General features: G+C 44.8%; 35 protein-coding genes. 34 read left to right on the top strand and 1 reads right to left on the bottom strand.

Annotated elements, in window-relative coordinates; genetic code table 11:
- Positions 1–341: 341 nt before the first annotated feature.
- The 33 genes from BLS15_RS08355 (at position 342) to BLS15_RS08210 (ending at position 24,091) form a co-directional block, all read left to right on the top strand.
- On the top strand, positions 342–1,007 hold the full coding sequence (locus tag BLS15_RS08355) for a GNAT family N-acetyltransferase (protein ID WP_090511145.1): 666 nt from the start codon (positions 342–344) through the stop codon (positions 1,005–1,007).
- A gap of 312 nt (positions 1,008–1,319) precedes the next feature.
- A complete protein-coding gene (locus tag BLS15_RS08350; protein ID WP_090511142.1) occupies positions 1,320–1,715 on the top strand; it encodes a hypothetical protein in 396 nt (131 codons plus the stop codon).
- On the top strand, positions 1,712–2,128 hold the full coding sequence (locus tag BLS15_RS08345; RefSeq protein WP_090511138.1) for a VOC family protein: 417 nt from the start codon (positions 1,712–1,714) through the stop codon (positions 2,126–2,128). Before BLS15_RS08350 ends, BLS15_RS08345 begins: the two co-directional genes overlap by 4 nt.
- Positions 2,129–2,154: 26 nt before the next feature.
- On the top strand, positions 2,155–2,613 hold the full coding sequence (locus tag BLS15_RS08340) for a GNAT family N-acetyltransferase (RefSeq protein ID WP_254777319.1): 459 nt from the start codon (positions 2,155–2,157) through the stop codon (positions 2,611–2,613).
- 116 nt (positions 2,614–2,729) lie between these two features.
- On the top strand, positions 2,730–3,236 hold the full coding sequence (locus BLS15_RS08335; RefSeq protein ID WP_028532234.1) for a GNAT family N-acetyltransferase: 507 nt from the start codon (positions 2,730–2,732) through the stop codon (positions 3,234–3,236).
- A gap of 214 nt (positions 3,237–3,450) precedes the next feature.
- Positions 3,451–3,966 carry a CPBP family glutamic-type intramembrane protease gene (locus BLS15_RS29945; RefSeq protein ID WP_155987241.1) on the top strand — a complete coding sequence of 172 codons (516 nt, stop codon included), beginning with the start codon at positions 3,451–3,453 and terminating at the stop codon, positions 3,964–3,966.
- Between the two features lie 311 nt (positions 3,967–4,277).
- Positions 4,278–4,802, top strand: a complete 525-nt coding sequence (locus BLS15_RS08325; protein WP_028532236.1) for a YfiT family bacillithiol transferase — start codon at positions 4,278–4,280, stop codon at positions 4,800–4,802.
- Between the two features lie 168 nt (positions 4,803–4,970).
- A complete protein-coding gene (locus BLS15_RS08320) occupies positions 4,971–5,252 on the top strand; it encodes a hypothetical protein (RefSeq protein WP_028532237.1) in 282 nt (93 codons plus the stop codon).
- Between the two features lie 10 nt (positions 5,253–5,262).
- Positions 5,263–6,072, top strand: a complete 810-nt coding sequence (locus tag BLS15_RS08315) for a class I SAM-dependent methyltransferase (protein ID WP_090511131.1) — start codon at positions 5,263–5,265, stop codon at positions 6,070–6,072.
- 322 nt (positions 6,073–6,394) lie between these two features.
- Complete coding sequence (locus BLS15_RS08310; RefSeq protein ID WP_231515097.1) at positions 6,395–7,633, top strand: collagen-like triple helix repeat-containing protein; 1,239 nt, start codon at positions 6,395–6,397, stop codon at positions 7,631–7,633.
- Positions 7,634–7,726: 93 nt separating this feature from the next.
- Positions 7,727–8,962 (top strand): alpha-helical endospore appendage domain-containing protein, encoded by a 1,236-nt coding sequence (locus BLS15_RS29795; RefSeq protein ID WP_036666982.1) that lies wholly within the window; start codon positions 7,727–7,729, stop codon positions 8,960–8,962.
- A gap of 34 nt (positions 8,963–8,996) precedes the next feature.
- Positions 8,997–10,241 (top strand): collagen-like triple helix repeat-containing protein, encoded by a 1,245-nt coding sequence (locus BLS15_RS08300; RefSeq protein WP_036666984.1) that lies wholly within the window; start codon positions 8,997–8,999, stop codon positions 10,239–10,241.
- Between the two features lie 19 nt (positions 10,242–10,260).
- Positions 10,261–11,130 carry a hypothetical protein gene (locus BLS15_RS08295; protein WP_028532242.1) on the top strand — a complete coding sequence of 290 codons (870 nt, stop codon included), beginning with the start codon at positions 10,261–10,263 and terminating at the stop codon, positions 11,128–11,130.
- Positions 11,131–11,409: 279 nt separating this feature from the next.
- Positions 11,410–11,862: a hypothetical protein gene (locus BLS15_RS08290; protein WP_090511129.1), complete on the top strand. Its 453-nt coding sequence runs from the start codon at positions 11,410–11,412 to the stop codon at positions 11,860–11,862.
- Between the two features lie 86 nt (positions 11,863–11,948).
- Positions 11,949–12,116, top strand: a complete 168-nt coding sequence (locus BLS15_RS28920) for a hypothetical protein (RefSeq protein ID WP_175460745.1) — start codon at positions 11,949–11,951, stop codon at positions 12,114–12,116.
- Positions 12,080–12,430: a GNAT family N-acetyltransferase gene (locus BLS15_RS08285; protein ID WP_090511126.1), complete on the top strand. Its 351-nt coding sequence runs from the start codon at positions 12,080–12,082 to the stop codon at positions 12,428–12,430. Before BLS15_RS28920 ends, BLS15_RS08285 begins: the two co-directional genes overlap by 37 nt.
- Positions 12,431–12,533: 103 nt before the next feature.
- Positions 12,534–13,022 carry a DinB family protein gene (locus tag BLS15_RS08280; RefSeq protein WP_021256419.1) on the top strand — a complete coding sequence of 163 codons (489 nt, stop codon included), beginning with the start codon at positions 12,534–12,536 and terminating at the stop codon, positions 13,020–13,022.
- 49 nt (positions 13,023–13,071) lie between these two features.
- Positions 13,072–13,749 (top strand): formylglycine-generating enzyme family protein, encoded by a 678-nt coding sequence (locus BLS15_RS08275; protein WP_021256418.1) that lies wholly within the window; start codon positions 13,072–13,074, stop codon positions 13,747–13,749.
- A gap of 89 nt (positions 13,750–13,838) precedes the next feature.
- Entirely contained in the window at positions 13,839–14,690 is an 852-nt protein-coding gene (locus tag BLS15_RS08270; protein ID WP_175460744.1) for an EamA family transporter, read from the top strand.
- Positions 14,691–14,743: 53 nt separating this feature from the next.
- Positions 14,744–15,337 carry a histidine phosphatase family protein gene (locus BLS15_RS08265; protein ID WP_021256417.1) on the top strand — a complete coding sequence of 198 codons (594 nt, stop codon included), beginning with the start codon at positions 14,744–14,746 and terminating at the stop codon, positions 15,335–15,337.
- Between the two features lie 214 nt (positions 15,338–15,551).
- Positions 15,552–15,788: a GNAT family N-acetyltransferase gene (locus BLS15_RS08260; protein WP_231515098.1), complete on the top strand. Its 237-nt coding sequence runs from the start codon at positions 15,552–15,554 to the stop codon at positions 15,786–15,788.
- Positions 15,789–15,917: 129 nt separating this feature from the next.
- On the top strand, positions 15,918–16,058 hold the full coding sequence (locus tag BLS15_RS28915) for a hypothetical protein (protein ID WP_155987246.1): 141 nt from the start codon (positions 15,918–15,920) through the stop codon (positions 16,056–16,058).
- Positions 16,027–16,464: a GNAT family N-acetyltransferase gene (locus BLS15_RS08255; protein ID WP_021256416.1), complete on the top strand. Its 438-nt coding sequence runs from the start codon at positions 16,027–16,029 to the stop codon at positions 16,462–16,464. Before BLS15_RS28915 ends, BLS15_RS08255 begins: the two co-directional genes overlap by 32 nt.
- A 399-nt stretch (positions 16,465–16,863) precedes the next feature.
- Positions 16,864–17,277: an NUDIX hydrolase gene (locus BLS15_RS08250; protein ID WP_021256415.1), complete on the top strand. Its 414-nt coding sequence runs from the start codon at positions 16,864–16,866 to the stop codon at positions 17,275–17,277.
- A gap of 106 nt (positions 17,278–17,383) precedes the next feature.
- Complete coding sequence (locus tag BLS15_RS08245; protein ID WP_021256414.1) at positions 17,384–17,878, top strand: GNAT family N-acetyltransferase; 495 nt, start codon at positions 17,384–17,386, stop codon at positions 17,876–17,878.
- Positions 17,879–17,979: 101 nt separating this feature from the next.
- Positions 17,980–18,456, top strand: coding sequence for a GyrI-like domain-containing protein (locus tag BLS15_RS08240; protein WP_090511120.1), 477 nt, complete (start codon positions 17,980–17,982; stop codon positions 18,454–18,456).
- An 86-nt stretch (positions 18,457–18,542) separates the two neighbouring features.
- Positions 18,543–19,364 (top strand): Cof-type HAD-IIB family hydrolase, encoded by an 822-nt coding sequence (locus BLS15_RS08235; RefSeq protein ID WP_021256412.1) that lies wholly within the window; start codon positions 18,543–18,545, stop codon positions 19,362–19,364.
- Positions 19,365–19,564: 200 nt separating this feature from the next.
- Positions 19,565–21,109: an SAM-dependent methyltransferase gene (locus BLS15_RS08230; RefSeq protein WP_021256411.1), complete on the top strand. Its 1,545-nt coding sequence runs from the start codon at positions 19,565–19,567 to the stop codon at positions 21,107–21,109.
- 237 nt (positions 21,110–21,346) lie between these two features.
- Complete coding sequence (locus BLS15_RS08225) at positions 21,347–22,003, top strand: 3'-5' exonuclease (RefSeq protein WP_021256410.1); 657 nt, start codon at positions 21,347–21,349, stop codon at positions 22,001–22,003.
- 73 nt (positions 22,004–22,076) lie between these two features.
- The gene (locus BLS15_RS08220; RefSeq protein ID WP_021256409.1) at positions 22,077–22,532 is read left to right on the top strand and encodes an 8-oxo-dGTP diphosphatase; all 456 of its coding nucleotides are present in this window, start codon (positions 22,077–22,079) and stop codon (positions 22,530–22,532) included.
- A gap of 216 nt (positions 22,533–22,748) precedes the next feature.
- Positions 22,749–23,297, top strand: a complete 549-nt coding sequence (locus BLS15_RS08215) for a histidine phosphatase family protein (protein WP_021256408.1) — start codon at positions 22,749–22,751, stop codon at positions 23,295–23,297.
- A gap of 54 nt (positions 23,298–23,351) precedes the next feature.
- On the top strand, positions 23,352–23,474 hold the full coding sequence (locus BLS15_RS29790) for a hypothetical protein (RefSeq protein WP_268744461.1): 123 nt from the start codon (positions 23,352–23,354) through the stop codon (positions 23,472–23,474).
- A gap of 227 nt (positions 23,475–23,701) precedes the next feature.
- Positions 23,702–24,091 carry an MFS transporter gene (locus tag BLS15_RS08210; RefSeq protein WP_217635862.1) on the top strand — a complete coding sequence of 130 codons (390 nt, stop codon included), beginning with the start codon at positions 23,702–23,704 and terminating at the stop codon, positions 24,089–24,091.
- Between the two features lie 124 nt (positions 24,092–24,215).
- Here BLS15_RS08210 and BLS15_RS08205 read toward each other — a convergent pair whose 3' ends face one another.
- Complete coding sequence (locus BLS15_RS08205; RefSeq protein ID WP_051614060.1) at positions 24,216–25,013, bottom strand: CPBP family intramembrane glutamic endopeptidase; 798 nt, start codon at positions 25,011–25,013, stop codon at positions 24,216–24,218.
- A 228-nt stretch (positions 25,014–25,241) separates the two neighbouring features.
- Here BLS15_RS08205 and BLS15_RS08200 point away from each other — a divergent pair, with 228 nt between their 5' ends.
- Positions 25,242–25,967, top strand: coding sequence for a GNAT family N-acetyltransferase (locus tag BLS15_RS08200; RefSeq protein ID WP_231515099.1), 726 nt, complete (start codon positions 25,242–25,244; stop codon positions 25,965–25,967).
- Positions 25,968–25,982 lie beyond the last annotated feature (15 nt).

The raw sequence follows: 25,982 nt of genomic DNA, 5'->3' as shown, positions 1-25,982 counted from the left end.
AACTTTGTTCATTCTATTACGAGTGATTTTAAAATGATTCACTATAAGGGATCGATGATTACTGATGTTGTTTTTGAGAATTTACTTTTTCGTATACATACAGACTCCGAGATATTTAGTCGATTTTGTCACCCTATACTGATTATCCTAATTGGGATAGCGATAAATATAATATATTACATTGTTACAATTATAATTGAAGGTAAAAAGGCTCATACTGGATGAACTTAGGCCATTACCTCAGATACAAATAACGCCCCAGTCCGAGATGACAGCTATCAAAGGCTGGGTCGTGTTGTATCTATAGCACCAATAAAGTCAATTAAGAAGTGAGGCTGCTAATGGAAATAGTAGAGGCAGAAAATAGAGAAGATATACTGAGGTTAGTCGGTCACATATCTCCTCAAGCTAGAGAATTTGTGAGCGAAGCGTTTCGTGAGCAAGCTGTATCCGTCTTTCATTATAGTCGAACGGAAGAAGTTCATGGAGTATTTTGTGCAGCTGAGAATGATGATTGCACGATTGCGTATGTTTCCTTTCTAAAAATATCAATGAACGAATTAACCTTCATCCTAGGGTTAATTGATGCGACAATCCGGACGTTCTTGGAGGAAGGCGATGGAAAGGAACTTTGCTTCAATGTATATGGGGAAAATGAAGAGGTCATTGCGTTTATAAGAAGCATCGGATTTCAATCGGATATGGAAGGATATCATCTTAAATATACCAAGACAGAATTACCAACTATGCTGCCGTCACAATTGATCGGTTCTTATCTCATCCATAACAATTACATTCAAGACTTGGTAGTGAATCCAGATTACCAGAATTGTGGGTATGGCGGTGTGATATTGGTACACTGTGTTGCACATATGAGAGTGAACAAGGGGATAGATAACGTTTGTCTGCGTGTGGCGAAATCCAACAGGAGAGCTAAACGATTCTATGAACGAAATCACTTTGAAGAACTTGCCAGTTTTGCAGAGCATACTTACATTCCAGGTTAAGCAGAAACAATGTGCAACGTGATAAATTCTAGCTGAGGGAGCGTGTAGGATGGCGACTTGGGTTACGCATTTTAGAATTGCTGAAGCATTGATTAGTAGAGATCTACCGGTATTGATTTTCTAGTAGGGAATATCGGCCCAGACTGTGGGCTCATTGGAGAGGATGGAAAACCTTCACCCCCGAAGGAAATTACTCATTTTGAAATTAATCGTGTCATAACCGCCGAGTCATTTTATGAAAAGTATCTTGTAGATCATCCTATTGATATCTCATCCCCCAAGAGCTCCTATTATTTAGGCTATTATTTTCACTTGGTGACGGATGAAGAGTGGATCAAACTCACCAATCATAAGAAGAAGGAAGAGGTATTTCAATCCATAATAAATACCCCAGAATATACTCCATTAGTTAAGAAAGATTGGTACGGGCATGACTTCGTATATCTTAAAGAGAATAAAGAGAGTATTTTTTGGACTGACTTTCAGCATATAGATGAATATCCAGAGTATTTGAGCTTTTTTCCTGCAGGTCAAACGAGTCAGCAGATCAGAAATATAACGGAGTTTTATCATGAGAACTCAATTGCTGAAGATCATGAGTTTATCTTTCTGACACGAGAAGATATTGATGGGTTTGTGAATCATACCGTTCATTTGTTATGCGAAATTGTGAGTCAGAGGATGAATATGGGAGGCTGTATGTTATGAATAAGACATGGTCGAAGAGTATGCCTGCTGTTCAATTTCGAGTGGCAAGGCCCACCCATCAATTACAGAAGATTGTTGAATTCTACTCGGTAGGTCTTGGTCTCGAAGTTGTAGGTTCATTTGAAAATCATAATGGCTACGATGGCGTAATGATCGGTCTTCCTGATGTTCACTATCATTTGGAGTTTACGCAGGAAGTACATGCAGTGTCCGTACCGCCACCCTCTTCAGATAATTTACTGGTGTTCTATATACCAGACGTACAGGAACGGGATGATATCGTTTCTAGATTAGTCACTATGGGCTACCCTATTGTGGAACCAGAAAATCCTTATTGGCAGCAAAATGGGATAACCATTTGTGACCCAGATGGATGGAGAATTGTCTTGCAAAATACGACCGGGCTTTCATAAGGCGGATGGAAATGAGAGATGTGGTAATGATCAGATTAATTCCGACTACACGTGAGAATTGGAAAGATGCAGTAAACTTGCAAGTTCAAGCACATCAAAACCATTTTGTCCCATCAGTAGCGGTGTCTTTAGCCAAGGTACATATCCATCCAGATGGCGATGAATATCAATATCTACCATTTTGTGTGTATAATGCAGAGGGTCGATTAGTGGGCTTTGTCATGATTACGGTAGACGATACAACAACCCAATCCTATTGGCTAAATGGATTGATCATTGATAAAAATGAACAAGGTAAGGGATATGGAAAGGAAACGATCAATTCTGCAATTCGTTACATAAGAGAAAATTACTCGCAAAGCGTGTGTGTGAATCTAACGGTATGTGTAGATAATGTAGCAGCTAGAAAGCTGTATGAAAAGCTCGGGTTTTGTGAGACTAGGGTTGTATATGAGGATGAGATTGTTTATCGATTCACATTTTAATTACATCGATAGATAAATGAAGAAAACGTTGAACGAATCTAAGATGCGCTTAGAAATTGTGACGAAGTGAACAGTTAAATAGACTAGTGACATTTCGAGAGAAATGGGGCAGGAGAATGAATATACGAGTTCTTCAAGATAGTAATGCACAGGCCTATCAGGAGCTTAGATTAATAGGGTTGCGGACAAATCCTGAAGCATTTGGTTCTACTTATGAGCGGGAAGCGAAATTCACACTGGAAACGGTAATGGAGCGAGTCAAACCAAGTAAAGACAAATTTGTGATGGGTGCGTTTGATGACGAAGGATTGTTACTAGGAATAGCTGCGTTTGTACGAGAGAATGGGATGAAAACTGCCCACAAAGGAAATTTGTTCGGGATGTATGTGAGAGAAGAAATGCGTGGGAGCGGGGTTTCGAAAAACCTGCTGCTTGCTTTAATTGCGAGGGCGAGCGAAATCGATGGCGTAGAGCAGATCAATTTAACGGTGGTATCAAGCAATGAACCAGCTAAGAGGCTGTATTCCTCCGCCGGATTCCAAACCTACGGCATTGAGCGCCGCGCCTTAAAATATAATGGGCAATATTTCGATGAAGACTGGATGGTCTTGCAGCTGCCTTAAGAGTAACTAGCAACCGCTGTGAATGGCAAGCGAAATAATATTGTTCCTCATGTCGATCGGATGGTGACCATAACTTAGATGGAAGGTGTGAAGAGCATTGTTATTGGCGATTGGCATATCTCTGTTATTGACGTTCTCTTTCATAATCGTTCAAAGCTTATTAAAAGTAGTAACTCGAGTTGATGTCGAGAAATCAACAATCATTTTTTGGGGAATGACCGTAATTGTAGTATCCGTACTATCTCTATGGTATGGGGAGCAGTATATCTACAAAATACCAGAACGCGTCATGCCAGTGATGACATTATTCTTCATTGTTGCAATCGTAAATGTATTCTTGGCTCAAAGGTCAGGATATCGTCCGATCGGGATTTACGATACCATTCACTTTTGTTTAACTTACCCTCTGCTTGAAGAGATGGTATTTCGAGGATTAGTTCTTCCGCTATTAAGCAGCAGCTTGCCCACAAGCTCATCCTTAACCATAATGGGGTTATCTGTTACCCCTGCTGTTCTGATAACAGCTTTTCTTTTTGCCATCTGCCACCTTCAATATTATAGGTTGTCACGCATGAGTATCCGATTTATGCTATTTGCATTCTTTGGCGGTATTTTCTTCGGCATAATCGCTGATCATACCCATTCTATATGGTTGCCTCTTATGCTGCATATCGAGTTTAATGTACTAAGTGTCTATTTTAGCAGAAGAAGAATGTCGGTAGGCAGTTGAAAAGGAGAATGATAGATGATATACCCAGAACTTGAAACGGAAAGATTGGTGATGCGGGAATTAACTATGGAAGATGCGGATGCCGTATTTAGACACTTTTCCATCCCAGAGGTTCGAGATTTATGGAGATAATATTCAATCGCAGAGGCTACTTAAGAAAATGGGATTTGATCAAGCGAGTCAATTGAAGGACAATCTCATGTACTTTACATTAAGAGCAGCTATGGATTGATCCAAGGCGTAAGCTGTTGAAGTTCACTTAAGATGTGAGGAATATGCAGTAAAAATAGGAGTGATCCCTGATGAATCAGTTGGATAAGCGATACCCCATTGGTAGATTTGAGCACACCGGAGAGATTTCGTCTTCGCAACGTGCTCTTTGGATCAACGAGATTGAAGAGTTCCCTGTCAGACTGAAGGATGCCGTAAGAGACTTATCTGAAGAGCAGTTAGACCTGGAATATCGCGAAGGTGGATGGACAATACGCCAAGTTGTACACCATCTTGCAGATAGTCATATGAATAGTTTTATCAGATTCAAGCTTGCTCTAACGGAAGATACACCTGAGATTAAGCCCTATTATGAAGAACGATGGGCTGAACTGCTGGACTCGGTACATACAAATATCCAATTATCAATTCAGTTGCTCGAAGCATTGCATCAGAGATGGGTTGTGTTATTGCGATCGTTATCTGAGGCTGATTTTCAAAAACAGTTTTACCACCCGGGTTCCAAAGAAGTAATTCGATTAGATTATAATGTGGGATTGTACGCTTGGCATGGCAATCATCATATCGCCCATATTACCGCATTAAGAAAAATACAGAATATATAAGTGTACATGATGCAAGAAGATGAAACGTATCCAAGTAACCGTACTATCGGGTTATCGGGGTACGTTTTCTATTTGATAGAGGAAAATGAGAGTGAGGATCGAACATGTTCTATAGGAATATAATGGGTATCGATGGCCAGTGAGTGTTGCTACTTCATGGAGGAGAATATGGAACTGTTGGTTGTTGGTGATGTTCATGGTTCTCATCCAGACAGCGTGTTGTGGAATCAAGGGAAACTCAAGAATATTGGTAAATTGCAAATTATCGGACACACGCCTTGCAAGTCAGGGAAAGCGGAATTTGATCGCATAAGCAGCACGTTGAATATCGATACAGGGGCATATCGACCTGTTGGGCTTACAGCAGTCAAAGTGAACCAAAATGGCGAAATAGAAGAAATCATATACGAACCAACGCTCTCGATTGATGTGATGAGCGAGAAAGGTTGAAGGTGTAATCATGAATAGAACTGTAATGTTCCCCGATCCATCGCTGCATCCTGAGTGGATACAACCGCATAGCCCTGAGTGGTATGCAGAGCTGAATGATATCGTAGGAGAATACCAGTATCCGTGGAGATCAACCTTTGAAGAGCCAACAGCGGAGATGATTTATGAAAAGGAGATAATGTCGCATCTCACTAGTGATTCACGGATATTAGATGTTGGATGTGGGCATGGTGAATTTACTAGACGTTGGAATCATAGAGTGAAGGAAGCTGTTGGGATCGATAATCGAGAGAATTTTATCCGACAAGCGCGGCAGCTTAATGGAAGTGAATCGGTACATTTCATGCTTGTAAATGTGGAGGATGCATTGCTGCCCTTTGGAGACAACACGTTCGACCTCGTTTATACGAAGAAAGGGCCTTGGTTATACGAGGAGTCATCTCGAATTCTTAAGCCGAATGGGATGATGATGGGGTTATATCATGGAGGGACAGATGGTGGGCTTAGAAGCCTGTTCCCTGGATTGTTTACCCCGCTATCTTATGATCCTTACGATTTGGATGATTTGGTCACGAGATATCAGTTTCAGCGAACAGCCGGATTGACCGATTTTCAGGTTCAACTGGTTGAGGAAGTAGAGTATTTGACAAGGCCAGAAGATGTGCTCATAAAGAAGTGCTTTGGACAGAGGAAGGAAGTTCGTGAATATGTCTGGTCAGCTTGTCTTCGGGGCGTTGAACAGGTATTTGCAGAGCATGCAACTGACAAAGGATTAAGAGTAATCAATTTTCATTATGTAATTAAGGCAAGAAAATCGTGACAGGTAACTCTATTGACATGAATGGCAAGTATCATGACCAGCTGTTAGTTGGACAGAATGAAGTGGAGTATCGAGAGTGAAATAGGATGAAGAGTTTTATCTATATATGATGTATATGGCGATTGTATGGCAAACTCTTATTTTTAATCGATTCGTGAGAATCGATTTTTTTTGTTCTATTTTGTCCCACGCAATAAAATTCGATTTACATAAAATAAAAGGAGCGATAGCGATATTGTTCAATCGCTAGGTAGTAGATTCCTATTACATGGTACGTTTTCACAATCTATCAGGAACTACTTTCCTGAGGGAGGGAAGCTGGATGTCAAATCCCAATATACCGAACATTACACCCCAAATAAGTATTACTAGAGACGATGCAATCAATTTATTGCTTATTTCAATGGCTATGGAAGAACTCTCGCTTAGTCATCTAGTGAACGCGGAGGCAGAGAAAATTCAATATGTCCTTGGGACGCTTCCTGGGTTAGAAGCTCCTGCAACTATTAGCGATGTATTGCAAACCAATGCCAGCGTTCGCAGCGTGTTGGCGGCGACGATTCAAAAGGAATTGATTATTGAGGACAAATTGGAGCAGGTACTGAATGCGGCAGCCTCACCGCCAACGGGGGGAACGGGGGCTACTGGCCCAACAGGGCCAACCGGATTATCGCCTACCGGAGCTACCGGAAGCACTGGAGCTTCTGGAAGCACGGGAGCAACAGGCGAGACTGGTTCAGCGGGGGCATTGGGCCCGACAGGGCCAACTGGGCTAACCGGAGTGACAGGGGCAACTGGATTAACAGGTGGAACTGGAGCCACCGGGGCTGCGGGTACGGCTGGATCAACAGGCGAGACTGGCCCTACAGGGGCCATCGGAGCAACTGGTGCAGCTGGAGCAACGGGAACGACCGGGTCAACAGGTGTAACTGGAGCAACGGGAGATACGGGTGCAACCGGAGCAACAGGAGTCGCCGGTGCAACCGGAGAAACGGGAATTACCGGGCCGTGTCCGGTTTGTCCACCAGGGCCTACCGGAGCGACAGGACCTAATGGGGTTGGCGCTACAGGAGCAACGGGAGCGGCAGGTGTGACTGGAGCAGTCGGTGCGACTGGAAGCACCGGAGCCACCGGAGTAGCTGGAGCCACCGGAGGCTTGATTACGGTGAACAACGCCGACTTTGTCACTGTCGGAACACAAACGGTAGCGGACGGCGCTCCGCTTATATTAGAAACGAATTTAACTGTAAATGGTACATTAATCACACATGTACCTTTGACACCCACAATCGTACTTGCTCCAAATCATACGTACTTCGTTGATTACGAGACGCAGGCTACGACCGCCGGAACGACCGCATCCGCGACTCTGCAATTTAATGGAATTAATGTCATCGTCACGACTGCAAGTTACGATACCGTTGCAGGTGTAATCGTAGAGCTGTCCTCACACACGATCATTCAAACCGGGGGGACTCCAGGTACGTTAGAGCTTATCAATACGTCAGGTGTGGCAACGGATTTCACGAATGTGTCGATATCGGTAATTGCTATATTGTGATTTATAAGATGAGGCTCAGTATTTTCCCATATGCGAGCACATCGGATATGATGCTAGGTCTCTTACTATGGCACTTCATAAGGGGTGAGTGAAATGTCGCAAGCAAACATACCCAATATTACACCTACTATTTCGATTTCCAGGGATCAAATAATTCCTCTATTGCTCTCTTCGATCGCATTGGAGGAATTAGGGCTAAGTCATATTCTTAACGCTGAAGGCGAGAAAATTCAATTTGCATTGGGAACAATTCCAGGCTTGACCACAGTGCCTACAATTCCAGAACTGCTAGCGCTGAACAGCAGTACACTAGATACATTGAAAGTGGTCGTGCAGCAGGAAATTGTGTCACAGATGAAACTCGATAGAATTGTAGAGGGTCTTGTTCCCTTGCTAAGCTCTGGTGCTACGGGATCCATAGGACCTACAGGGGTTAATGGATCGACTGGTGCAACTGGGGTTACAGGTCCATCTGGAGCAACTGGGCTTACTGGCATCACAGGGCCTGTCGGTGCGACTGGAGCAACCGGAGCAACCGGTTCCTCTGGTGTAACCGGAGCAACCGGCACGATAGGTGCTACTGGGCCAACAGGCTCGACGGGAGCGACCGGAGCAACGGGCTCGATCGGAGCAACTGGCACTACAGGCGTGACAGGTGCAACTGGCTCTACTGGTCTAGCCGGATCAATCGGGCTCACTGGTAATACAGGAGCTGCAGGTCCAATCGGTCCTACTGGCCCTACCGGTATAACAGGCAACGCCGGCCCTGTGGGCCCTACAGGTATCTGCCCTACTGGCTGCCCAACGGGAGCGACAGGGGCAACGGGAATACCGGGGCCAACAGGAGCAACGGGAGCAACGGGTGTGACCGGAGCAGTGGGTTCCACTGGAGCCACCGGAGCGACCGGGGCAACAGGGGTAACAGGGGCGATGGCGCTCGCTACGGCGAATTTCGCGAGTATCATTACACCTGGACCTGCAGGTCCGGCGGGATTTTTGGAGTTCGCTACGGCAAGATTGCTGAGCGGCAGCTTAATCTCGTTCACTCCGGGTTCGAGCACGATATTGCTTCAACCCGATCATACGTACTATATCGTGGCACAAGTTGATATTGATGCGAGCAACCCTTCAGGAGGACTAGATGTGATTCTGACTTTTAATGGGGAAAGCATCCTAACGATATTTATGAGTACCGTTGCGGGGGATTTCGCAACGTTAAAGGGAAGCGTGATTGTGAATACACCATCGGGAGCACCGTCCAGCATCATGCTGTTCTCACGCTCCAACAGCAATCGAAACGTAAATATAAGCATTATTGCGCTAAATTAGCAATCTGATGATGTCAGCAAGGGAGTGAGAAATCGTGTCGCAAGCCAATATCCCTAATATTACGCCGAATATTTCTGTGTCGACGAACGAAGCGGTGAATTTGCTGTTAGCCTCAATAGCGTTAGAGGAGTTAGGACTAAGCCACATTGTTAATGCGGAGGCAGAAAAGCTCCAATTCACGCTAGGAACGCTGCCGGGATTAACTACGCCTGCTACAGTGAGTGATGTACTGGCAGTAAACGACAGTATCGTGAATACGTTGCGAGAAGCGATTAAGCTCGAATTCGTGCTTAATAACAAGCTGGAAGAGGTGCTGCAGATACCAGTCGGTACAAGAGGGCCAACCGGAGCAACCGGAGCAGCGGGCGCGACGGGTTCTACTGGCGCAACCGGAGCTACTGGTCCTACTGGGTCAATGGGAGTGCCCGGAGCGACGGGAGCAACGGGCGATACCGGAGCAGCTGGCATTGCTGGCTCGACAGGCTCAACTGGAGCTACTGGCAGTACGGGGGCGGGAGGCGCTGCAGGAGCAGCTGGTTCTACTGGGGTAACCGGAGCAACTGGACTTCCTGGCAGCACAGGCTCAACGGGGCCAACAGGAGCAACCGGAGCAACTGGCGCACAAGGTGCCGTAGGTATCACAGGTAGTACAGGCTCAACTGGCGGTACAGGCGCGATTGGAGCGACAGGAGCCACTGGGCCAACCGGAGTGTGCCCTTGTGTTACTGGGCCAACCGGAGCGACTGGGGCAAGTGTAACTGGAGCAACTGGAGCGACAGGGGCGACCGGAACAACGGGAAGTACCGGGGCAACAGGGGCAACTGGAGCAGCCGGAGCGACCGGAGCAACCGGAGTGCAGATCACGGCGAACAACGCATTCATCCGTTCCCCTGGTTCTATTCTGGTTGCGTCTGGCAGCGCAATTCCATTCGAGGAGAATTTCACGTTGAACGGCACCTCCATTACGCATACTCCTGCCTCGACGGATATCGTGTTGGCACCGAATCAAACCTATTATATTGCTTACCGGACGAAGGCAGAGCTGCTCACAGCGGGTAACATTACCGCACATGTTGCTCTGCAATTGGATGGAACAACGATTCCGGGAACAGATTCACAGATGCAGTCCTTGCCAGGAGCTTCTCAAGCCATTACGTCATTATTATCGAATACGATCATTAATACAGGAGCTAGTTCAAGTATTCTGACTTTAGTTAATCTTGAACCCAATGATAGAACCTTCGACCAGACGTCGATTACGATCATTAAGCTACAGTAGCAGCTGGGGGCGAATAGAGATGGGAAGCAGTGCGAATTTCGGTTGTTCGGCCGGCTGTGGATCGATTCCGGTCAATGGCGCCCCTGCGATGTTATCAGTCATTGTCCAGAACGGTACCTCCATACGACTGCAAGGAATGACAAACATTCTTCTTGATGCGAGTAAAGCGTATTTAGTCGAATATAATGCTGATTTTACCACGGCATCGAGCAACCATATCATCGCTACAGAGCTTAGATTGAACGGAAAGCTAATACCAGGGTCGCAGAGCTTCTCATTTCCTACCACAATTCCATTCGGACAAAATACGCCTACTGCGAATGCGACCGGAGGAGCTATTTTCAACACTCCTTCCAGTCCGAACCCGAGTATTTTGCAGCTGATTGGCTTTTCACCAGTTGAAGCTTCTGGATCGAATTTTAGCGGCGTTAACATACGTGTGACGGAAATCGACAATTTTTCATCTGCTGGGGTGACAAGGAATAACGCTGCAATTTTTAGCTATGGCTATGAAAATGTAGGGCCGGTTTCACCGGTTCCCTTCTTAGCGGCGAAGGTGACGAATGGCAGCGGCATAACGTTCTCTACGAACAATCGAACAGTGATTGATTTGGCTCCGAATGCAACCTACTTTGCATCCTATAGCTTCATCGAGAGTCCATTAATGGCTAACTTGTCTGTCCTTGTTCAGTTGACATTGAACGGGATTCCATTGGATCAGAGCTTATCGGTCGCCCCATCATTAGCGGACGGAGTATCCCGATCAGGTGGAGCGGGCAGCGCCGTATTCAATACAGGGCCAGGAACTAATAAACTGCAGCTTATGAATATGAATGTACAGGAGATTAAGTTTGTCTCTGCGAATGTAAATATTATTCAAGTTGGTTAGCAAATTGCAAATGCCACATCAGTAGTTTTTATTACTCTTGTGGGATAATTTCTGGAATAGAACAAGGTTGAGTTTAAGTGGGATGTTCCCTCTGAGCTCGACCTTGTTCTTTTTGTTGCCGCATGGGTATACCTCTTATTTTTGACGTGAGATCGAGGTCATGGAAGCAAGTGGTCTCCCGCAACAAGTATTGTCATGTTGGATGGAATCGTGTTGGCGAATATTGGCAAGGTAAATATAATAGAGACAAGGATATTCGTTGATGAGAGGAGGGGAAGAATGCGCACGATAAAAATCATTGTTGCGGCTATGTTCCTCGTCATTACCTCATGCACCTTTCTGAAATATGATCAGCTCTTTATTGTTCAGCAAGGCGATACAGCAGACGTTCCATTTCAGGAAAAGAAGAATGGCAGAGTTACCGTTGTTTACAATGGATCTACTGTAGATTTTGTTGTGTCGGCCAGAGGACTTCAGGCAGGGAAGGGATATAACATATCGGTAGCAGATGCCAATGAGAAAGGGGTAATGTTTGGCCCGAAAGAAAATGTAGTGATACGGCTAGGAACCATCGAAGATGAAACGATATTTAAGTCGAATGGAAAAGGGAATCTGTTTGTTTCCATGATCAATCCCGTTCGAATTGCTGAGGCCCGAGAAATGGTGCTGCAGATTAAGGCTGTAGATGGAACAGAAGTCATAAAGTCCCGCCCATTTCGGTTGGAGAATTGAGTGACTATAGCTCAGGATAGTTGAGGGCGGGGGATTGGAAATTCTAGAGGTAAGATACATCAGTTCGGAGTGAGGGGAGTGGCGACATGAATCAAGTTGTTGTGACTAGAGCTGCCCAAGCTGAAAAGAAGCGAATACAACAGCTAATCCAGTTCTATATTTATGATTTTACTGAATATACTGGTGCGCCATTCAAGAAGATGGTACGTATCGTCCGATGCCAGACATCGATAAGTATTGGGCTGATCCCATAAGGCATCATCCTTACCTCATTACGATAAATGATGAAGCAGCGGGATTTCTATTGATCAGGGTAAGAGATGAGCAAAGGCACTACTATGATTTTGCACATTTGTTTGTTATGCGTAAATTTAGACGTACGGGAATAGGTCGGATTGCAGCGGAGCATATATTTAAGCAATATGGCGGCGAGTGGGAACTGCATCAATTAGAGAATAACGTTCCCGCGCAGAGATTCTGGGACAAAGTTATCGACGAGATATCTGATGGCACAATAACGGTAAAAATGGAGAACGGTAAAAGATATCAACGCTTTGCCTGCACGTAGTTGTACAAGTTGTGCTGGTTCGTGTTGGCTATATGACGTAGCAAAGAATACGCTTGGAATGCGGGGAACATGTGGACAAAAATCTTAGTGAGGTGGGATGTTGATGGCAGCGAACATAGTGCAGCTCATTGACTATCATGTATGGGCGAATGCTAGAATCATGAATCATCTTGCCGGATTACCTAGTGAAGTTTTTATCAAACCAGTGGATCTTGGATTCGCAACGATTGCAGCTGTAATCCATCATATGATGTCTGCTGATGCCCTCTGGTTTGCCCGGATTAGGGGAGATCGCACAACTCCTGAGGAGGGTAACCAATTTGCTTCGCTTCAGGAAGCAATTGATTACACAAATAACGTATACACTCAAATGCGTGCATATGTAGGTTCGATTCCTGATCCAGAGAAGATCATGACCTACCGAACACGGAGGGGAGTAGAGGTTCACAACACGATTTCCGACATCGTGTACCAAATCGTGAATCACGGTTCTTACCATAGGGGCAACATCTCTACCATGCTAAGACTGTTGGGACACGAAGGGGTATTGACTGATTACATTGCTTACATCCATTCTAGCGAACAGATGTAGAAACGTAAACGTATGTTGATATATTAGATCGAACATTGAGGTGAGAGATATGTCCAAACTTTATTCGATGGTGCAAATTCCAGGCGGAGAGGAAGATTTGCGAGATGATCGCAAAAAGATTCAATGGAAAGTAACCATTCCACCCTTTCTTCTTGGAGCTTATCCGGTTACGAACGAGTTGTATGAGGCGGTTGTTGGAGAATCGGATACCGCTGCTAATTCTTCACATTCTCATCACATGCCCGTAGTGAATATTTCGTGGAAGGAAGCTGTTGTCTTTTGTAATCTACTATCACAAAGATCCGGATTGACGCCATGCTACTCGATAGGGAGCGATGGGGAGACGGTTCAATGGAATGTGGAGGCAGACGGCTATCGCCTACCGAACGAAGCAGAGTGGCAATATGCATGTAAAGCAGGGAATTCTAGCTACCAGTATGGCGAGCTGGATCAGATTGCTTGGTACAATGATAATTCACAAGGCATGCTCCATGAGGTTGGGAGCAAGGTGCCGAATGCATGGGGATTGTACGATATGCTCGGCAATGTATGGGAATGGTGCTGGGATATTTATGATGAGCAGGTGTACGGCTCTTATCGAGTCTTTCGCGGTGGAAGCTGGGCTGAAGAAGCAAGAGGATGCGGGGCAACCTGCCGTAGGCGCAGCCATCCCACATTCCGTATCGAGGATCTTGGATTCCGCCTAGCAAGGTCGTTGAACCGTTAGCACCCCTGTGTGATGCAAGCGTATGATGGCAGCTGTATTCAGCATGAATGAGAAGGAATAGCGGATTGAGCGAACATGTGGAGGTTCAAATGGGAAATTACTGGTTGCTGCTGGTGATTATTGCTTCATTATCGCATGCATTCTGGAACATCATGTTGAAGCAAAGTGAGGACAAAACGATATTTCTGTGGTCGCTACGGGTATGGTCTGTCATCTTATTTCTACCCGTTAGTATAGTGCTGTGGCCTAAGGACGAACACATAACATCGGAATGGGTACTTATGGGGCTCGGCAGTATTTTGCTCCATAGCTTATATGCCCTTATTCTGTCTAAGGCATACGAGAAGAATGACTTTACCTTAACATATCCTATAGCTAGAGGGCTAGGCCCGCTAATCGTTGTGGCAGTTGGGGTTATGCTGCTCAAAGAACCTTTTACATGGATGAGTATTGTAGGAAGTGTACTTATTTTTACAGGGATCTTTGTGTTGTACACTGGTCTTGGCCGCGGGGGACAGTCGATTCGTTCCATGTTCACTTCGCCATATCCGCTATTAGTCGGCCTTTCCATTGCTGGTTACACCTTATTCGATAAGCTGGCGGTCTCTATCATACACCCAGTATCCTTAAATGTAATCGAAAATATGGGACAGGTGCTCTTACTAGGGAGTCTGCAAGTGAGAGGGTGGGAAAGAGTTCGTACACATTGGAAAAAATACTGGGGCAGTATGGCGATTGCAGGGGGATTAGCTGGATTATCGTATGTTCTCGTATTGATCGTTCTGACTGAAATTCCTGTTAGTTATGTAGCGCCAGTGCGAGAAACCAGCATTGTTATCGGCTCTTTCCTTGGCATTTATTTCTTGAAGGAACGATTTCAATCGCAGAAAATATGGGGGGCCGTTCTTATTTTTGCTGGTGTAGTATGTATTGTGATGTGAAAGTAAGGGAACGTGGATAATACGGATGACTTCTGTTCACGATTGGAGGAGTTATGGAGGAAGTAATTACAACGATATACATGGTTCGTCATGGAGAATCGCCTAAGACGAAAGGAAATGAAAGAACGCGTGGCTTGACAGAGAAAGGCAAGGAAGATGCTCGTATTGTCGCGGATATCCTACAAGAAGAGGGGATAGATACGTTCGTATCTAGTCCATATTCGAGAGCAGTCCTCACTTTGGAAGGTCTGGCGAAGTCCCAAGGGAAAGAGATTCACGTATTTGAAGATTTGAGAGAAATGGTGTTTGTCCCCGGTGATCGCATTGTAGCGAACGATGAGCTGTATCCTGTGGTCAGAAGGATGTTTGCGGATGCCGCTTATTCGCTACCTGGAGGAGAAACGATTGCGGTTTGTCAGGAGCGGGCTATGCGTGTATTACAACAAATCGTACATACCAATAGAGGCAAAAAGATTGCGATTGGCTCGCATGGAGCTATCATGACATTAATGATGAGCTGCTTCGATAGTCGATATGATGTAGATTTTCTGTTCCAGACTTCTAAGCCCGACATTTACAGAATGGAATTGAATGAGAAAGATGAGTGTATAGGTGTTCAGAGAATGTGGAAGGTTGCTGCATGTTGAGTTTGATGAAGTATAGCAGGATGGAAGAAGTTCATACAACATAACGAAAGCAGTCTAAGTATTAATTTCACGAATCATATTGAGTCTGCACGGAAAGAAAAAAAGTAAAAGTCGTTTTTGGTCTGTTTATTATCTCCCACCAGCTAGGAATGAGGGTTACAATCCATATGCGGATGCAATTTTCCAGCATTTCACCTAGAAAATAGAGCAGCTTGTGGCTTATTGCGGATTATGGTATAGTCCCCAAACCGATTATGCGTATGTCGAACCTGTAGTCACTATCCCGAGTTATAGGGGGAAGGGACTTGGTGCTGCGGTTGTAGTAGAAGCGCTAAAGAGCTGCAGTGTATTAGGAGCGAACAAAGCGTATGTCATTTCAGATCATCCCTTTTACAAGGCGATAGGATTTGTCCAGCATTCCCGGTACTCCTTCTATTGGCACAATGACTAATGGACAGCGTACAGCGTATACGTAATTGTTTAATGCGGGTTTAGCAGTACGGATGAATGGGCTGGGCATATCATACATATTCATGTCATGAAGGTTAGGATTGCGGTTTCCAGGACAAAGAGCAGATTGGTGAGCAGTGATGTGATTATCATTATGTGCTACAACAATGGTAATGCGATTGCAATGAAGGAATATACGGGAACCGAATTCGAGAATCGGTATGGAAAGAAGGATAACGATGATTACGATAAGGTCAATTACGGAAAATGATTTGCTGGCATTGAGCCAGCTTTATCAAGAGCTAATGGGACTACAGACGAACCAAGCGAAGCTGGAGCAGGTATACCGAACGATCCAGCATAATGAACAATACATCATTCTGGGAGCATTTGACGAGGAGCAGTTAGTGGGTTCCTTGATGGGCATTATATGTCATGATCTTGTAGGAGATTGTAAGCCATTCATGGTAATTGAGAATGTGATTGTGTCCCCATTGGTTCGCAGGCAAGGTGTCGGTAAGAAGCTGATGCAGGAAATTGAAAATATGGCAAGACAGCGTGATTGTTACTACATCATCTTTGTATCTGGCGAGCAGCGCAAAGAGGCGCATCAATTCTATGAACGGCTCGGCTTCAAGGATGAGAAGGTAGAAGGGTATCGGAAGCATCTAACTTAGAGCGCTGATATCGTACATGAGAGAATGTTTTGGCAAATAAAGTGCGTTATTGTTACGATCTCACAAGGTAAGAGGAAGAAGCGACTCATGGCTGACTATCTGAAGATTGATATTCACGTATTAATCATGAAACAGGAGTGATCTGGTATGGGTATGGCTATGTTTTTTTCTTTTTTATCTTTTGTCTTCTACATAGGAGCATTTGTCATCTCAATCTATTGTCTTGTTCTCTTTATTAAGCTAGCACGGCGGGGAATCAGAGCATTGGATCTGTACATTCAGGAAAAGGAAAACGGGATCGAATGAAAGGACAAATGAGTCCGCGAAGAGAATGGTGATGGGATTGCAAAACACAGCAGCTCTATATGGTGGAACAGAGCGGAAAGGAGCGATTCACAGATGAATGCATCACCTAGGCATACACTTGTTGCGGCCGTGATTGTAAGGAACAGCAATCATGACATTTTGCTCATTCGTGGTGCGAAGCGGGGATGGGAGATTCCAGCTGGACGGGTGGAAGAAGGGGAATCTATTACAGCTGCAGCCGTTCGCGAAGCTAGGGAAGAAACAGGCATCGACATTGAGATCATCAAGTACTGTGGACTATTTCAACATGTAAGGGATTCCGTGTGCACAGCACTGTTTATCGCGAAGCCTATTGGAGGAACCCTTCAAACGTCCGAGGAAAGTGACGAGGTCGGTTACTATTCTGTAGAGGAAGCGCGAAGCAAGATCACTTGGCCAGGGTTTCGAGAACAGATCGATCTCTGCTTGAATCAAGAGGAGCCATTCATGATAGAGTTTCATTGTTGATATTGAATTGATATGCATACCGATTCCTACGCACCATTTTACATCACGAAATGAGCGGGCGTATGAATGGAAAAATAAATTGGCTAAGAGAGAGGATTGATTCAACATGACAACTTATCATTTCCACCCGATGACGAAGGAGCAGGCAGCTATCATTTGTACGTGGAAATATGAGGGTATCTATTCCTTGTACAGTATGGATGGGGATGACGAGTCCATCAATGAGATGCTAGAAGAAGAATTCTATTATACCGTCGATGACGAGAATGAACTAATCGGCTACATCTGTATTGGCAACTCTGCCCGTGTTCCGGGAGGGTATGCGGCTGGTATCTATGAAGATGAGCAAGCAATTGATATCGGACTCGGACTTCGACCCGACTATACAGGACAGGGAAAAGGGGTGGAGTTCCTAGCTCAGGTTATGGACTACATTCGGAAGCTGAATCGAGGAGAGAAGATTCAATTGGTTGTCGCTGCCTTCAACGAAAGAGCGATTAAAGTGTATGAGCGTACTGGGTTTGTTAGGGGAATATCGTTCACAAGTAAAATAGGGGAGCAGGACACTGAATTTGTAGTGATGAGATATTCTCCTGCATAGTAAAGCCAAATAGTGCGACGAGTGAAGGAACGATACAGCTTATATGATTGAAGATTCGATGCATGTCAACTGGCAATAGCATCGCAACTGGAGGAGATACAATGCAAGCTACAGTGGTTACACTGCAGGCCATGCAACTTGTAGGATATCAGGTTGAGGCCACGATAGAGGAGTTCGAATCGGGTCTTGGCAGGCGTACCTATCAAAAGCTAGTGACACAAAAAGATGAAATTCAATATCGCAACAATGATGATGTGCTTATGGTGCAGATCTATCCTGAGAAATCCGACTTTGATCCGCTCAAAGATCGGTTTATTCAAATTTTTGGATATGAAGTGGCGAGCCTTGAAACGATTCCTCCGCAAATGATAAGCCATAACATCCCTGAGAGTAAGTATGTGACTTGCACACACTATGGTCTCGAATCCGAATTAAGTCGGACGTATGAGTTCTTATATGGCGAATGGATGCGTGAGACAGGCAATGCAGCGCGCTTCTATGATTTTGAGAAATGGGATGAACGTTACAAGCCTAACAGTCAGGACAATGAAATTGATATCTTTATCGCATTGGTATGATCTGTTCCTTCGCAGATTCGCCATCTGCTTCGTGAAAATGGTATAGTAGAGATACTACTCTATTCGACGAAAAGGAATGCTGACAGATGAACTATAAAATGATCGTACTTGATTTGGATGATACATTGCTGCGTGATGATCGGACGATATCCCCGCGCTCGAAGCAAGCGCTTCTTGATGCGCAAGCCGCTGGGGTGAAGGTGGTGCTCGCATCAGGGCGACCAACCTATGCCATGATCGACATTGCAGAGGAATTGGAGCTGGATCGATTCGGGAGCTTTATTTTATCGTTTAACGGTGCCAAGATTACGAATTTCTCGACGAAAGAAGAACTGTTCAGCAGTACGCTGCCAGTAGAAACGGTTCGTGATATATACGCGCTTAGCCAGCAAGAGGAAATGTCAGTCTTGACCTATGTGGGCGATGATATTGTAACGGAAGCTTGCAATGAATTCGTAGAGAAGGAATCCGAAATTACTGGCATGCCGATCTTAGAAGTGGATAGCTTCGTAGATGCAGTCCAGCAGCCTGTTGTTAAGGTGTTGATGGTCGGGAATGCGTACAAGCTCGCTGTCATCGAGAAGAAATTGCAGAAGCAGCTTGAGGGTCAATTAAGTGTCATGCGTTCTAAGCCGTTCTTCTTGGAATTCACCGAGCACGGTGTGGACAAGGGCACGAGCCTTCATGAGCTGATTCAGAAATTAGGAATTCGGCAGGAGGAAGTCATTGCAATGGGTGACAGTTATAACGATGTTGCCATGATTAAATTTGCCGGTCTCGGTGTAGCGATGGGAAATGCCCCGGCAGATATTCAAGCGTTAGCGGATTATGTAACGGATACGAATATGAACGATGGCGTAGCCAAGGTTGTTGAGAAGTATGTGCTTGGCGAGCTTGTTGCGAAGTAAGGGTCAGCGTATCGGAGGAGAACCTTGTGGAGGTTCTCCTTTTTTTATCACGGTTAAACTAAAAACTGAGATTTTGGTTCTGGCGGTAATTATGGTACCATTCATAAGATAGATTCGGTTACGATTGCCGTGCCAACAAGGAGAAAGTTGTAGATGATTGGCACGGTTACTATGACATATAGAGAGCAGGGTTGCAAGGAATGGAAGATAGACAACAACGATATCGCTTTAGCGAAGCACCAATATGGGATTTGCAGCGTGCATATTACGAACGAAAAGGACTCAAGGCATGGAATAATGATCAGGTGCCCCAATACATCACAAGCAATCCGATGATCGCTACTGGATATGCGGACATTATTTTCGGTTTTCTTCGGGATCGGGCGGAACAAGGAGAGTGCTCGGAACCCGTTATCATTATAGAGCTTGGAGCGGGAGCGGGAAGGCTTGCCTTTCATATTCTGCACAAGCTGTGCGAACTTCGGGATGATGCGGGAATCTCGCTGCCCCCATTCAAGTATGTAATGACGGATTTGGCTGCCAAAAATGTGGAAGGATGGCGGGAACATCCTCAATTGAAGCACTTCGTGGAACAGGGGATGCTCGACTTTGCTACATTCGACGCAGTTAATGATAAGGAAATAAATCTCACCATTGCTCAAGAAACAATTCGTCCAGGCGATTTGTCACAGCCGCTGCTTGTATTGGCGAATTATTTCTTTGATGGCATTCCGCAAGAGTTGATTTATGTTGGGGATGGCGAGATCTATGAATGTGATGTTCTTGTTGAGTTCAAGGAGCAGGATGCTGCTGTATCCGTAGATCCGATTCGAAATATGACAATGACATATGAGTACCGCCGTGCTCCTCAATACGAGAGCGAATCCTATCCATATGGTGAGGCAATCTCACTGTACCGGCAGGAACTTGAGGACTCTCATATCCTGTTCCCAGAGGTGGGATTGAGATGCTTATACAGACTGAACGAGTTGTCTCAGCAGGGATTCGTGTTGCTCACTGCGGATAAAGGCGACCATAGGCTCGATAACTGGAAGTTTACTGATCCGCCTGAAATTGTTCACCACGGTGGCAGCTTCTCGTTAACAGCGAATTATCATGCGTTTCAGTATACATTTGAGCAGAGAGGTGGGCTAGCACTGTTCCCACCAAATCACTATAAAGACATTAATGTCGGATGTATCTTCATGTTGAAGGATCCCAACAGTTACGTAAATACCAAGTTAGCGTATCGTCAAGGAATTGAACGATTTGGGCCGGATGATTTCTTCAGTCTGAAGGTGTGGGTGGATCGGCATCTGGATACGATGGACTTGCAGCATATTTTAGCCTTCTGGAGACTAGGCGGCTATGACGCAGAATTTTTCATACAGAGCGCGAAGCGAATTTCGAGCTTGCTTTCTGAGGCAAATGATGAGGAGATGCTCGATATACAGCAGGGCATTCACATCATGTGGTCCGCTTTTTACTTGATGGAACAGAAGTACGACTTGGCTCTGGATGCAGGAGTGATCCTCTTTGAAATGGGGATGTATGAGGATGCGAAGCAGTTTTTGGAGACGTCTGTAGCAAGTGATGATGATCCTGTTGCGACTGTAATATTCTGCTTGGCGATTTGCTGCTATGAGCTCGGTCAGGAGGACACAGCGCTGAAGTACACTCGCGAGGCACTTGTACTGGAGCCAGATCATGAAGAAGCACTGGAACTGCTGAGGTGCTTCGAGTAAGGAAAGCCTGCTTCATGAATAGAGTATACGTAAGGTGAAGTAGCAGGGTATGATAGTAAGATGGGAAGAATTCCATGTACCATTTGAGGATACAGGGAAAACGTTTATGATGAGCCGGATCAGTCGCTCCGTTGGAGGAGTGGACTGATCCGGTTATTTGGTTAGGACTTCTAGTAAGCGATTTCATATCGAGTGTATAATATTGTTAATTCGATAGAGAGGTGAGGGTGGTCACCGATGAACATATCTAACATTTCCAATGAAGAATATGAGTTAAGTGGATTAACGATTAAGGGTCTTATGAATCAGCAGTATTGTGTGTTTGATTTTGAAGGAACCGGCATCGACCATCATCTCGACCATATTACTCAAATAGGTGCATTGAAGATGGATGCAAGGGGGATTCAGGAGGAGGAACCCTTTGTAACACTTGTGCGTTCGCCGAAGCCAATCCCTGAACATATTGCAGAACTTACGGGAATCACGAATGAGGCGATTCATGAAGCGCCAGATTTTGCTCAGGTCTATGAGGCATTTACGCAGTTCATTGGCGAACGAATTCTCGTGACGCAGGCGGGGTATGAATACGATATTCCGCTGTTGCGCAAGGAATGTGAACTAGCCGGATTGCCGATGATTAACAATCTCGTATTAGATACGAAGGCCATGTTCACGAACATTCATCCAGAGCTTGCCGATATCCCCTCAACTGATTTCCTCATCCAGTACTATCAGATTGACGATACGGACATAGCCAGGCATGATGCAGTAGGAGATAGCGTTCTAATCAGTCGACTTTTCGTAAAGATTCTTGAAGAGTATAAGGAACGAGGACTGGATGATTTGATTATAGAAGATACCCTTCGGGTGAAGAGGTTTAGGAGACCGTATTAAGGTCACTAGGGTTATATACATATCTATCATTGAGTAGTAAATTGCTGCATACGAGAAAGAGGAGATTGTAAGTATGTCCAAGGTTAAGTTAACGAATATGTGCATGATCTATAATCCTGACACAAATCAGGTGTTGGTGCAGGAACGTGTGAAATCGTGGAAAGGCCTTTCGTTTCCAGGAGGACATGTGGAAGAAGGCGAGAGTCTGGTAGATTCCACGATTCGAGAAGTGAGAGAAGAGACAGGACTTACGGTATCCGACTTGAAACTATGTGGAATCGTCTATTGGTACAACAATGAAACAGGCGATAAATACTTCGTCTTCAGCTATCGGACGAGTGTGTATGAAGGACAACTGATAGAGCGGACGGAGGAAGGCCCTATATATTGGGTGGACAAGGATGAACTGCCGAATTTGCCGCTGTCAGAAGGGTTGAAGGAGAGGCTCCCGATGTTTTGGGATGATAACCTCTCTGAGGCATTCGGGGTGTGGAATGAGCAGGATGCAGGAGTATTGAAGCTGCGATAAGAAGCTGCGATAAGAAGCTGCGATAAAGCAGATTCGAGCGAATCGTTGATAGCAGGTGCAGCCCGGTTAGATATTGCAGAACTTGTCAATGAATAGGATTGAACCTGATAAGAGTTAACAGGGTAGTCAGTCTCTGCAGAAATGATTTATTTATTGGTATGCGGATGTGAATTATGACGAATCTGTGGGATGGGTATGCATAAAGGAGGTGGAAGAATGATTTACGTAGTTCGGCATGGTCAAACGGATGTTAATAAACAAGGAAGAATTCAGGGGAGAATGGGTCTCCCGTTAAATGAAATTGGGGTGAGACAAGCGGAGGAGCTGCGAGACAGTCTTCAATCGATTACGTTTGATTACGTATTTTCCTCGCCGCAAGAAAGAGCTGTTCAGACCGCAGAGATTGCGACAGGGATAAATCCCACGATTGATTCAAGACTGGATGTATATGATTTAGGGGAAGCCGATGGTCTGCTAAAGAATGAGGTAAAGCTGCTAGGGGGGATTCCTGATCCCAATGTATATGGAGGAGTCGAAGAACCACGCAGTTATGCGAAGAGGGTATTTGCATTCATGAATGAGCTGATGGAGGACGAAAGTCTCCAAGAAGTGAATATTTTAATTGCTGGTCATCGCTGTACGACTGGGTGCATTGGCGCGTATTACAATGGGGTGCCTGATGATTGGAACATCTTGAAATATTCATCTGGTAATGGAGAGTACAAGATGTATCCGTTTCAGGCTAAGCGGAAGGTGCAGATATAAATGAACGCGCAGCCCATACCTGTTAAGGGCTGCCGACACTTGGGGGAGCAAGCGATGTTGAGAACAACCATTTATGTCGATTGGAACGGACATCATATGAAGCTGACGTGGATTCCTTTTGAAGAAGCACCGGATATTACGAAGTTCATCCGTTCTCTAGAGAGAATGAAACGATAACACGAATCTGGGTGAGCCGACCGAAGTCCGAAGTTCCCTTCGTCATTCAGGAGCATGAATGAGCCTTGCTCGTGCTTCAAGAGGCTCTTGCAATTGGTGCGCCTGTAAACTGAATAACTAATAGCATCAAAACGTGATCAAGAACATAATCAAGGACGTAATCTAGAACGTGATCAAGAACTTTATTAAGCATGTAATCGAACCCAAGCGTTGCGCAGTCTGTAAGATTGCAAATGCTTGGGTTTTATCATGTAAGCAGCTCCCAATCGCTGATTCCGGGACTGATTAGTATTTCATTCATTGGATTAGCCATGTACACCATGACCTCAACGATCCAGCTGTACTTTATTGATCTGGCTAATCAACAATTTCCGTCTGCTAAAGATTTCGCATCATCGTTAGCTCCCGTATCTGTGAATGTCGGGATCGCAATCGGATCGGCATTAGGGGGCTTCGTTTCGACGAATATGAAGCTTATCGATGTCTCATGGGTTGGCGGAATTGTTGCAATCGCTGCCTCACTTCTCGCCTTTATTAGCTACTCGCTTGATCATAAAGCGTTATCGATGCGTGCGAAAAGCCTTCCTGTGCAGGGCCATTGTGATTCAAAATGTTAATGAAATGAATCGGCTGAAGGTTATTTTCATAACTAGTCAAATAAAATAAGGACTATCCACAGAAGCGGGATTTGTAATCCTAACGCTAGAGGGGTAGTCCCTTTCGAATTTTACTAATTTTCAATTATAGGGACCGCGTAGGATGTTGAACGTTCGATCTCTTGTTGTTGTCGAACATGATGATCGATATCGAAACAACTGCCATTACAACAGCAGTGATGATCGCTGCCATTACGGATGATTTTACGATAAATACATTCGCTAAGGCGTTGGAACAGCTATGGAATAACACACAGAGCCAGACGCTGTTGCTTATCTTTCGAATACATGCCAATGCGAAGCTTAGACCGATGATTTGAAAAGTAAATACAAGAAAACTTTTTCCGTATTGTCCTGATCCTACGATAAAAAATAGTGGCAAATGCCATACCGCCCAGATCACACTAGTTACAAGCGTTGCAGGAATAAAGGACATCCTCTTCTCGAGTGCGGGCTGCAATATATATCTCCATCCGGCTTCTTCCAAGCCACCTCCAATCACCATCGCAGGTATCAAAAGAATGACATAATACCAAGGCATCACGATATCAACATCTGAAAGAAATCCTCGAATACCGAAATGGAGAAGCAAAAATAATGGCAGCAGTAAATACAACGTTAGACTATGCTTAACGTCAAAAAGATTGCGCAGCCATTCTCTCAAGGAAGAGACTTGCCCGTCTCGTTTTAAAACAAAATACGAGACGATTGTAGGAGACCATCCTCCGATAAGAATATATAGATACATCCACGAAGCTGTTTTGGTCGTGAACCCCGAGTAACCGAGAGCAATTGCGAGTCCGCCTGCAAGTGCCATCAGCATATAGGTGAAGAGAACAAACTTTACGTATGTCTCACTGCCTTTTATTCTGGTAGGTAACACATCATCCCTCCGTAGTCATTCATTCGACTTGTCCGAAATCAATTGCATTTGTTGAAATAGGAAAAATTTGCGCACTTAATCAAGTATATGAATATCTATCCATATTTCAAGGTCTATCTGCAAGTGTGCGCAGAAGGAGTTTCAGAATAATGATCGAATGGAAGAAGATAGAATAAGGAAGCTGGTAAGCTGGAATCCTCTCATCAAGAGTAGAAAGGTAGAAATGAAATGACTGAAATCAATGAATTATTGAAACAGCTAAAAGAGGTCGGTGTGCATCATCTGAAAAGCGATGCTGCTGTCATGCTGGAAATGTTACATGGCACACAGGATGCAGCTAGAATCGATATTCTGATCAATGAGCTGTTGTCTAGCATGACAAGGAATAAACTGCAATCCATATTGCTTGAGTGTTCTCACACTCTATTACATGAGCTGCCCGTCGTGCAGCAAAAAATGTGCATCATTGGTGAACGAGCGATATATACCAGGGAACTTAGAGAACAGTTAGGCATATCTGTTCCCGCCTATGAAATTTGGCCCGTAAATGAACCAAAGGCTATCGCTTTTCTAGCGGAAGTCATGGATACGAGTAGGCATGATGCAGCAAAATTTCTTGATACCATGAAGATTGAATTGCCATCTCAAGTAGATAACATGTATACCGTTTACATGTTCAATAACGAGCCCGTAGGCGTCGTGTTTCCTCATATCGAACCAGATACGAATCAAGAAGGACGCCTATTTTGGATAGGCATTCATCCTTCGTATAAGGGGAAGGGATTGGGGAGAGGGTTACATACAATCGGCCTGTATCGCTTGCAGCATGACTTTCAAGCAAAATCGTATCTCGGGGCAACGGAAATCGAAAATGCTCCGATGCGAAAGATTATGGAAGGAAATGGATGCGCGCAGCAAGCAACGGTGGTGTCGCTGAAGTATTCCATTGCATAACTCAAAGTGAGAAGG

This window comes from Paenibacillus sp. cl6col (assembly GCF_900102125.1).
Taxonomy (GTDB): domain Bacteria; phylum Bacillota; class Bacilli; order Paenibacillales; family Paenibacillaceae; genus Paenibacillus_B; species Paenibacillus_B suaedae.
This window is presented reverse-complemented; position numbering and strand designations above follow the sequence as displayed.

Bases quoted from the DNA above. Each gene is read 5' to 3' on its own strand.
- BLS15_RS08310 (WP_231515097.1), top strand. From the start codon at position 6,395: ATGTCAAATCCCAATATACCGAACATTACACCCCAAATAAGTATTACT.
- BLS15_RS08235 (WP_021256412.1), top strand. From the start codon at position 18,543: ATGAACTATAAAATGATCGTACTTGATTTGGATGATACATTGCTGCGT.
- BLS15_RS08265 (WP_021256417.1), top strand. From the start codon at position 14,744: ATGGAGGAAGTAATTACAACGATATACATGGTTCGTCATGGAGAATCG.
- BLS15_RS08345 (WP_090511138.1), top strand. From the start codon at position 1,712: ATGAATAAGACATGGTCGAAGAGTATGCCTGCTGTTCAATTTCGAGTG.
- BLS15_RS08215 (WP_021256408.1), top strand. From the start codon at position 22,749: ATGATTTACGTAGTTCGGCATGGTCAAACGGATGTTAATAAACAAGGA.
- BLS15_RS08225 (WP_021256410.1), top strand. From the start codon at position 21,347: ATGAACATATCTAACATTTCCAATGAAGAATATGAGTTAAGTGGATTA.
- BLS15_RS08250 (WP_021256415.1), top strand. From the start codon at position 16,864: ATGAATGCATCACCTAGGCATACACTTGTTGCGGCCGTGATTGTAAGG.
- BLS15_RS29795 (WP_036666982.1), top strand. From the start codon at position 7,727: ATGTCGCAAGCAAACATACCCAATATTACACCTACTATTTCGATTTCC.
- BLS15_RS08285 (WP_090511126.1), top strand. From the start codon at position 12,080: ATGCCAGACATCGATAAGTATTGGGCTGATCCCATAAGGCATCATCCT.
- BLS15_RS08230 (WP_021256411.1), top strand. From the start codon at position 19,565: ATGGAAGATAGACAACAACGATATCGCTTTAGCGAAGCACCAATATGG.
- BLS15_RS08335 (WP_028532234.1), top strand. From the start codon at position 2,730: ATGAATATACGAGTTCTTCAAGATAGTAATGCACAGGCCTATCAGGAG.
- BLS15_RS08245 (WP_021256414.1), top strand. From the start codon at position 17,384: ATGACAACTTATCATTTCCACCCGATGACGAAGGAGCAGGCAGCTATC.
- BLS15_RS08280 (WP_021256419.1), top strand. From the start codon at position 12,534: ATGGCAGCGAACATAGTGCAGCTCATTGACTATCATGTATGGGCGAAT.
- BLS15_RS29790 (WP_268744461.1), top strand. From the start codon at position 23,352: ATGTTGAGAACAACCATTTATGTCGATTGGAACGGACATCATATGAAG.
- BLS15_RS08340 (WP_254777319.1), top strand. From the start codon at position 2,155: ATGATCAGATTAATTCCGACTACACGTGAGAATTGGAAAGATGCAGTA.
- BLS15_RS08220 (WP_021256409.1), top strand. From the start codon at position 22,077: ATGTCCAAGGTTAAGTTAACGAATATGTGCATGATCTATAATCCTGAC.
- BLS15_RS08240 (WP_090511120.1), top strand. From the start codon at position 17,980: ATGCAAGCTACAGTGGTTACACTGCAGGCCATGCAACTTGTAGGATAT.
- BLS15_RS08270 (WP_175460744.1), top strand. From the start codon at position 13,839: ATGGGAAATTACTGGTTGCTGCTGGTGATTATTGCTTCATTATCGCAT.
- BLS15_RS08320 (WP_028532237.1), top strand. From the start codon at position 4,971: ATGGAACTGTTGGTTGTTGGTGATGTTCATGGTTCTCATCCAGACAGC.
- BLS15_RS08315 (WP_090511131.1), top strand. From the start codon at position 5,263: ATGAATAGAACTGTAATGTTCCCCGATCCATCGCTGCATCCTGAGTGG.
- BLS15_RS28920 (WP_175460745.1), top strand. From the start codon at position 11,949: ATGAATCAAGTTGTTGTGACTAGAGCTGCCCAAGCTGAAAAGAAGCGA.
- BLS15_RS08200 (WP_231515099.1), top strand. From the start codon at position 25,242: ATGACTGAAATCAATGAATTATTGAAACAGCTAAAAGAGGTCGGTGTG.
- BLS15_RS08290 (WP_090511129.1), top strand. From the start codon at position 11,410: ATGCGCACGATAAAAATCATTGTTGCGGCTATGTTCCTCGTCATTACC.
- BLS15_RS29945 (WP_155987241.1), top strand. From the start codon at position 3,451: ATGACCGTAATTGTAGTATCCGTACTATCTCTATGGTATGGGGAGCAG.
- BLS15_RS08255 (WP_021256416.1), top strand. From the start codon at position 16,027: ATGATTACGATAAGGTCAATTACGGAAAATGATTTGCTGGCATTGAGC.
- BLS15_RS08355 (WP_090511145.1), top strand. From the start codon at position 342: ATGGAAATAGTAGAGGCAGAAAATAGAGAAGATATACTGAGGTTAGTC.
- BLS15_RS08275 (WP_021256418.1), top strand. From the start codon at position 13,072: ATGTCCAAACTTTATTCGATGGTGCAAATTCCAGGCGGAGAGGAAGAT.
- BLS15_RS08295 (WP_028532242.1), top strand. From the start codon at position 10,261: ATGGGAAGCAGTGCGAATTTCGGTTGTTCGGCCGGCTGTGGATCGATT.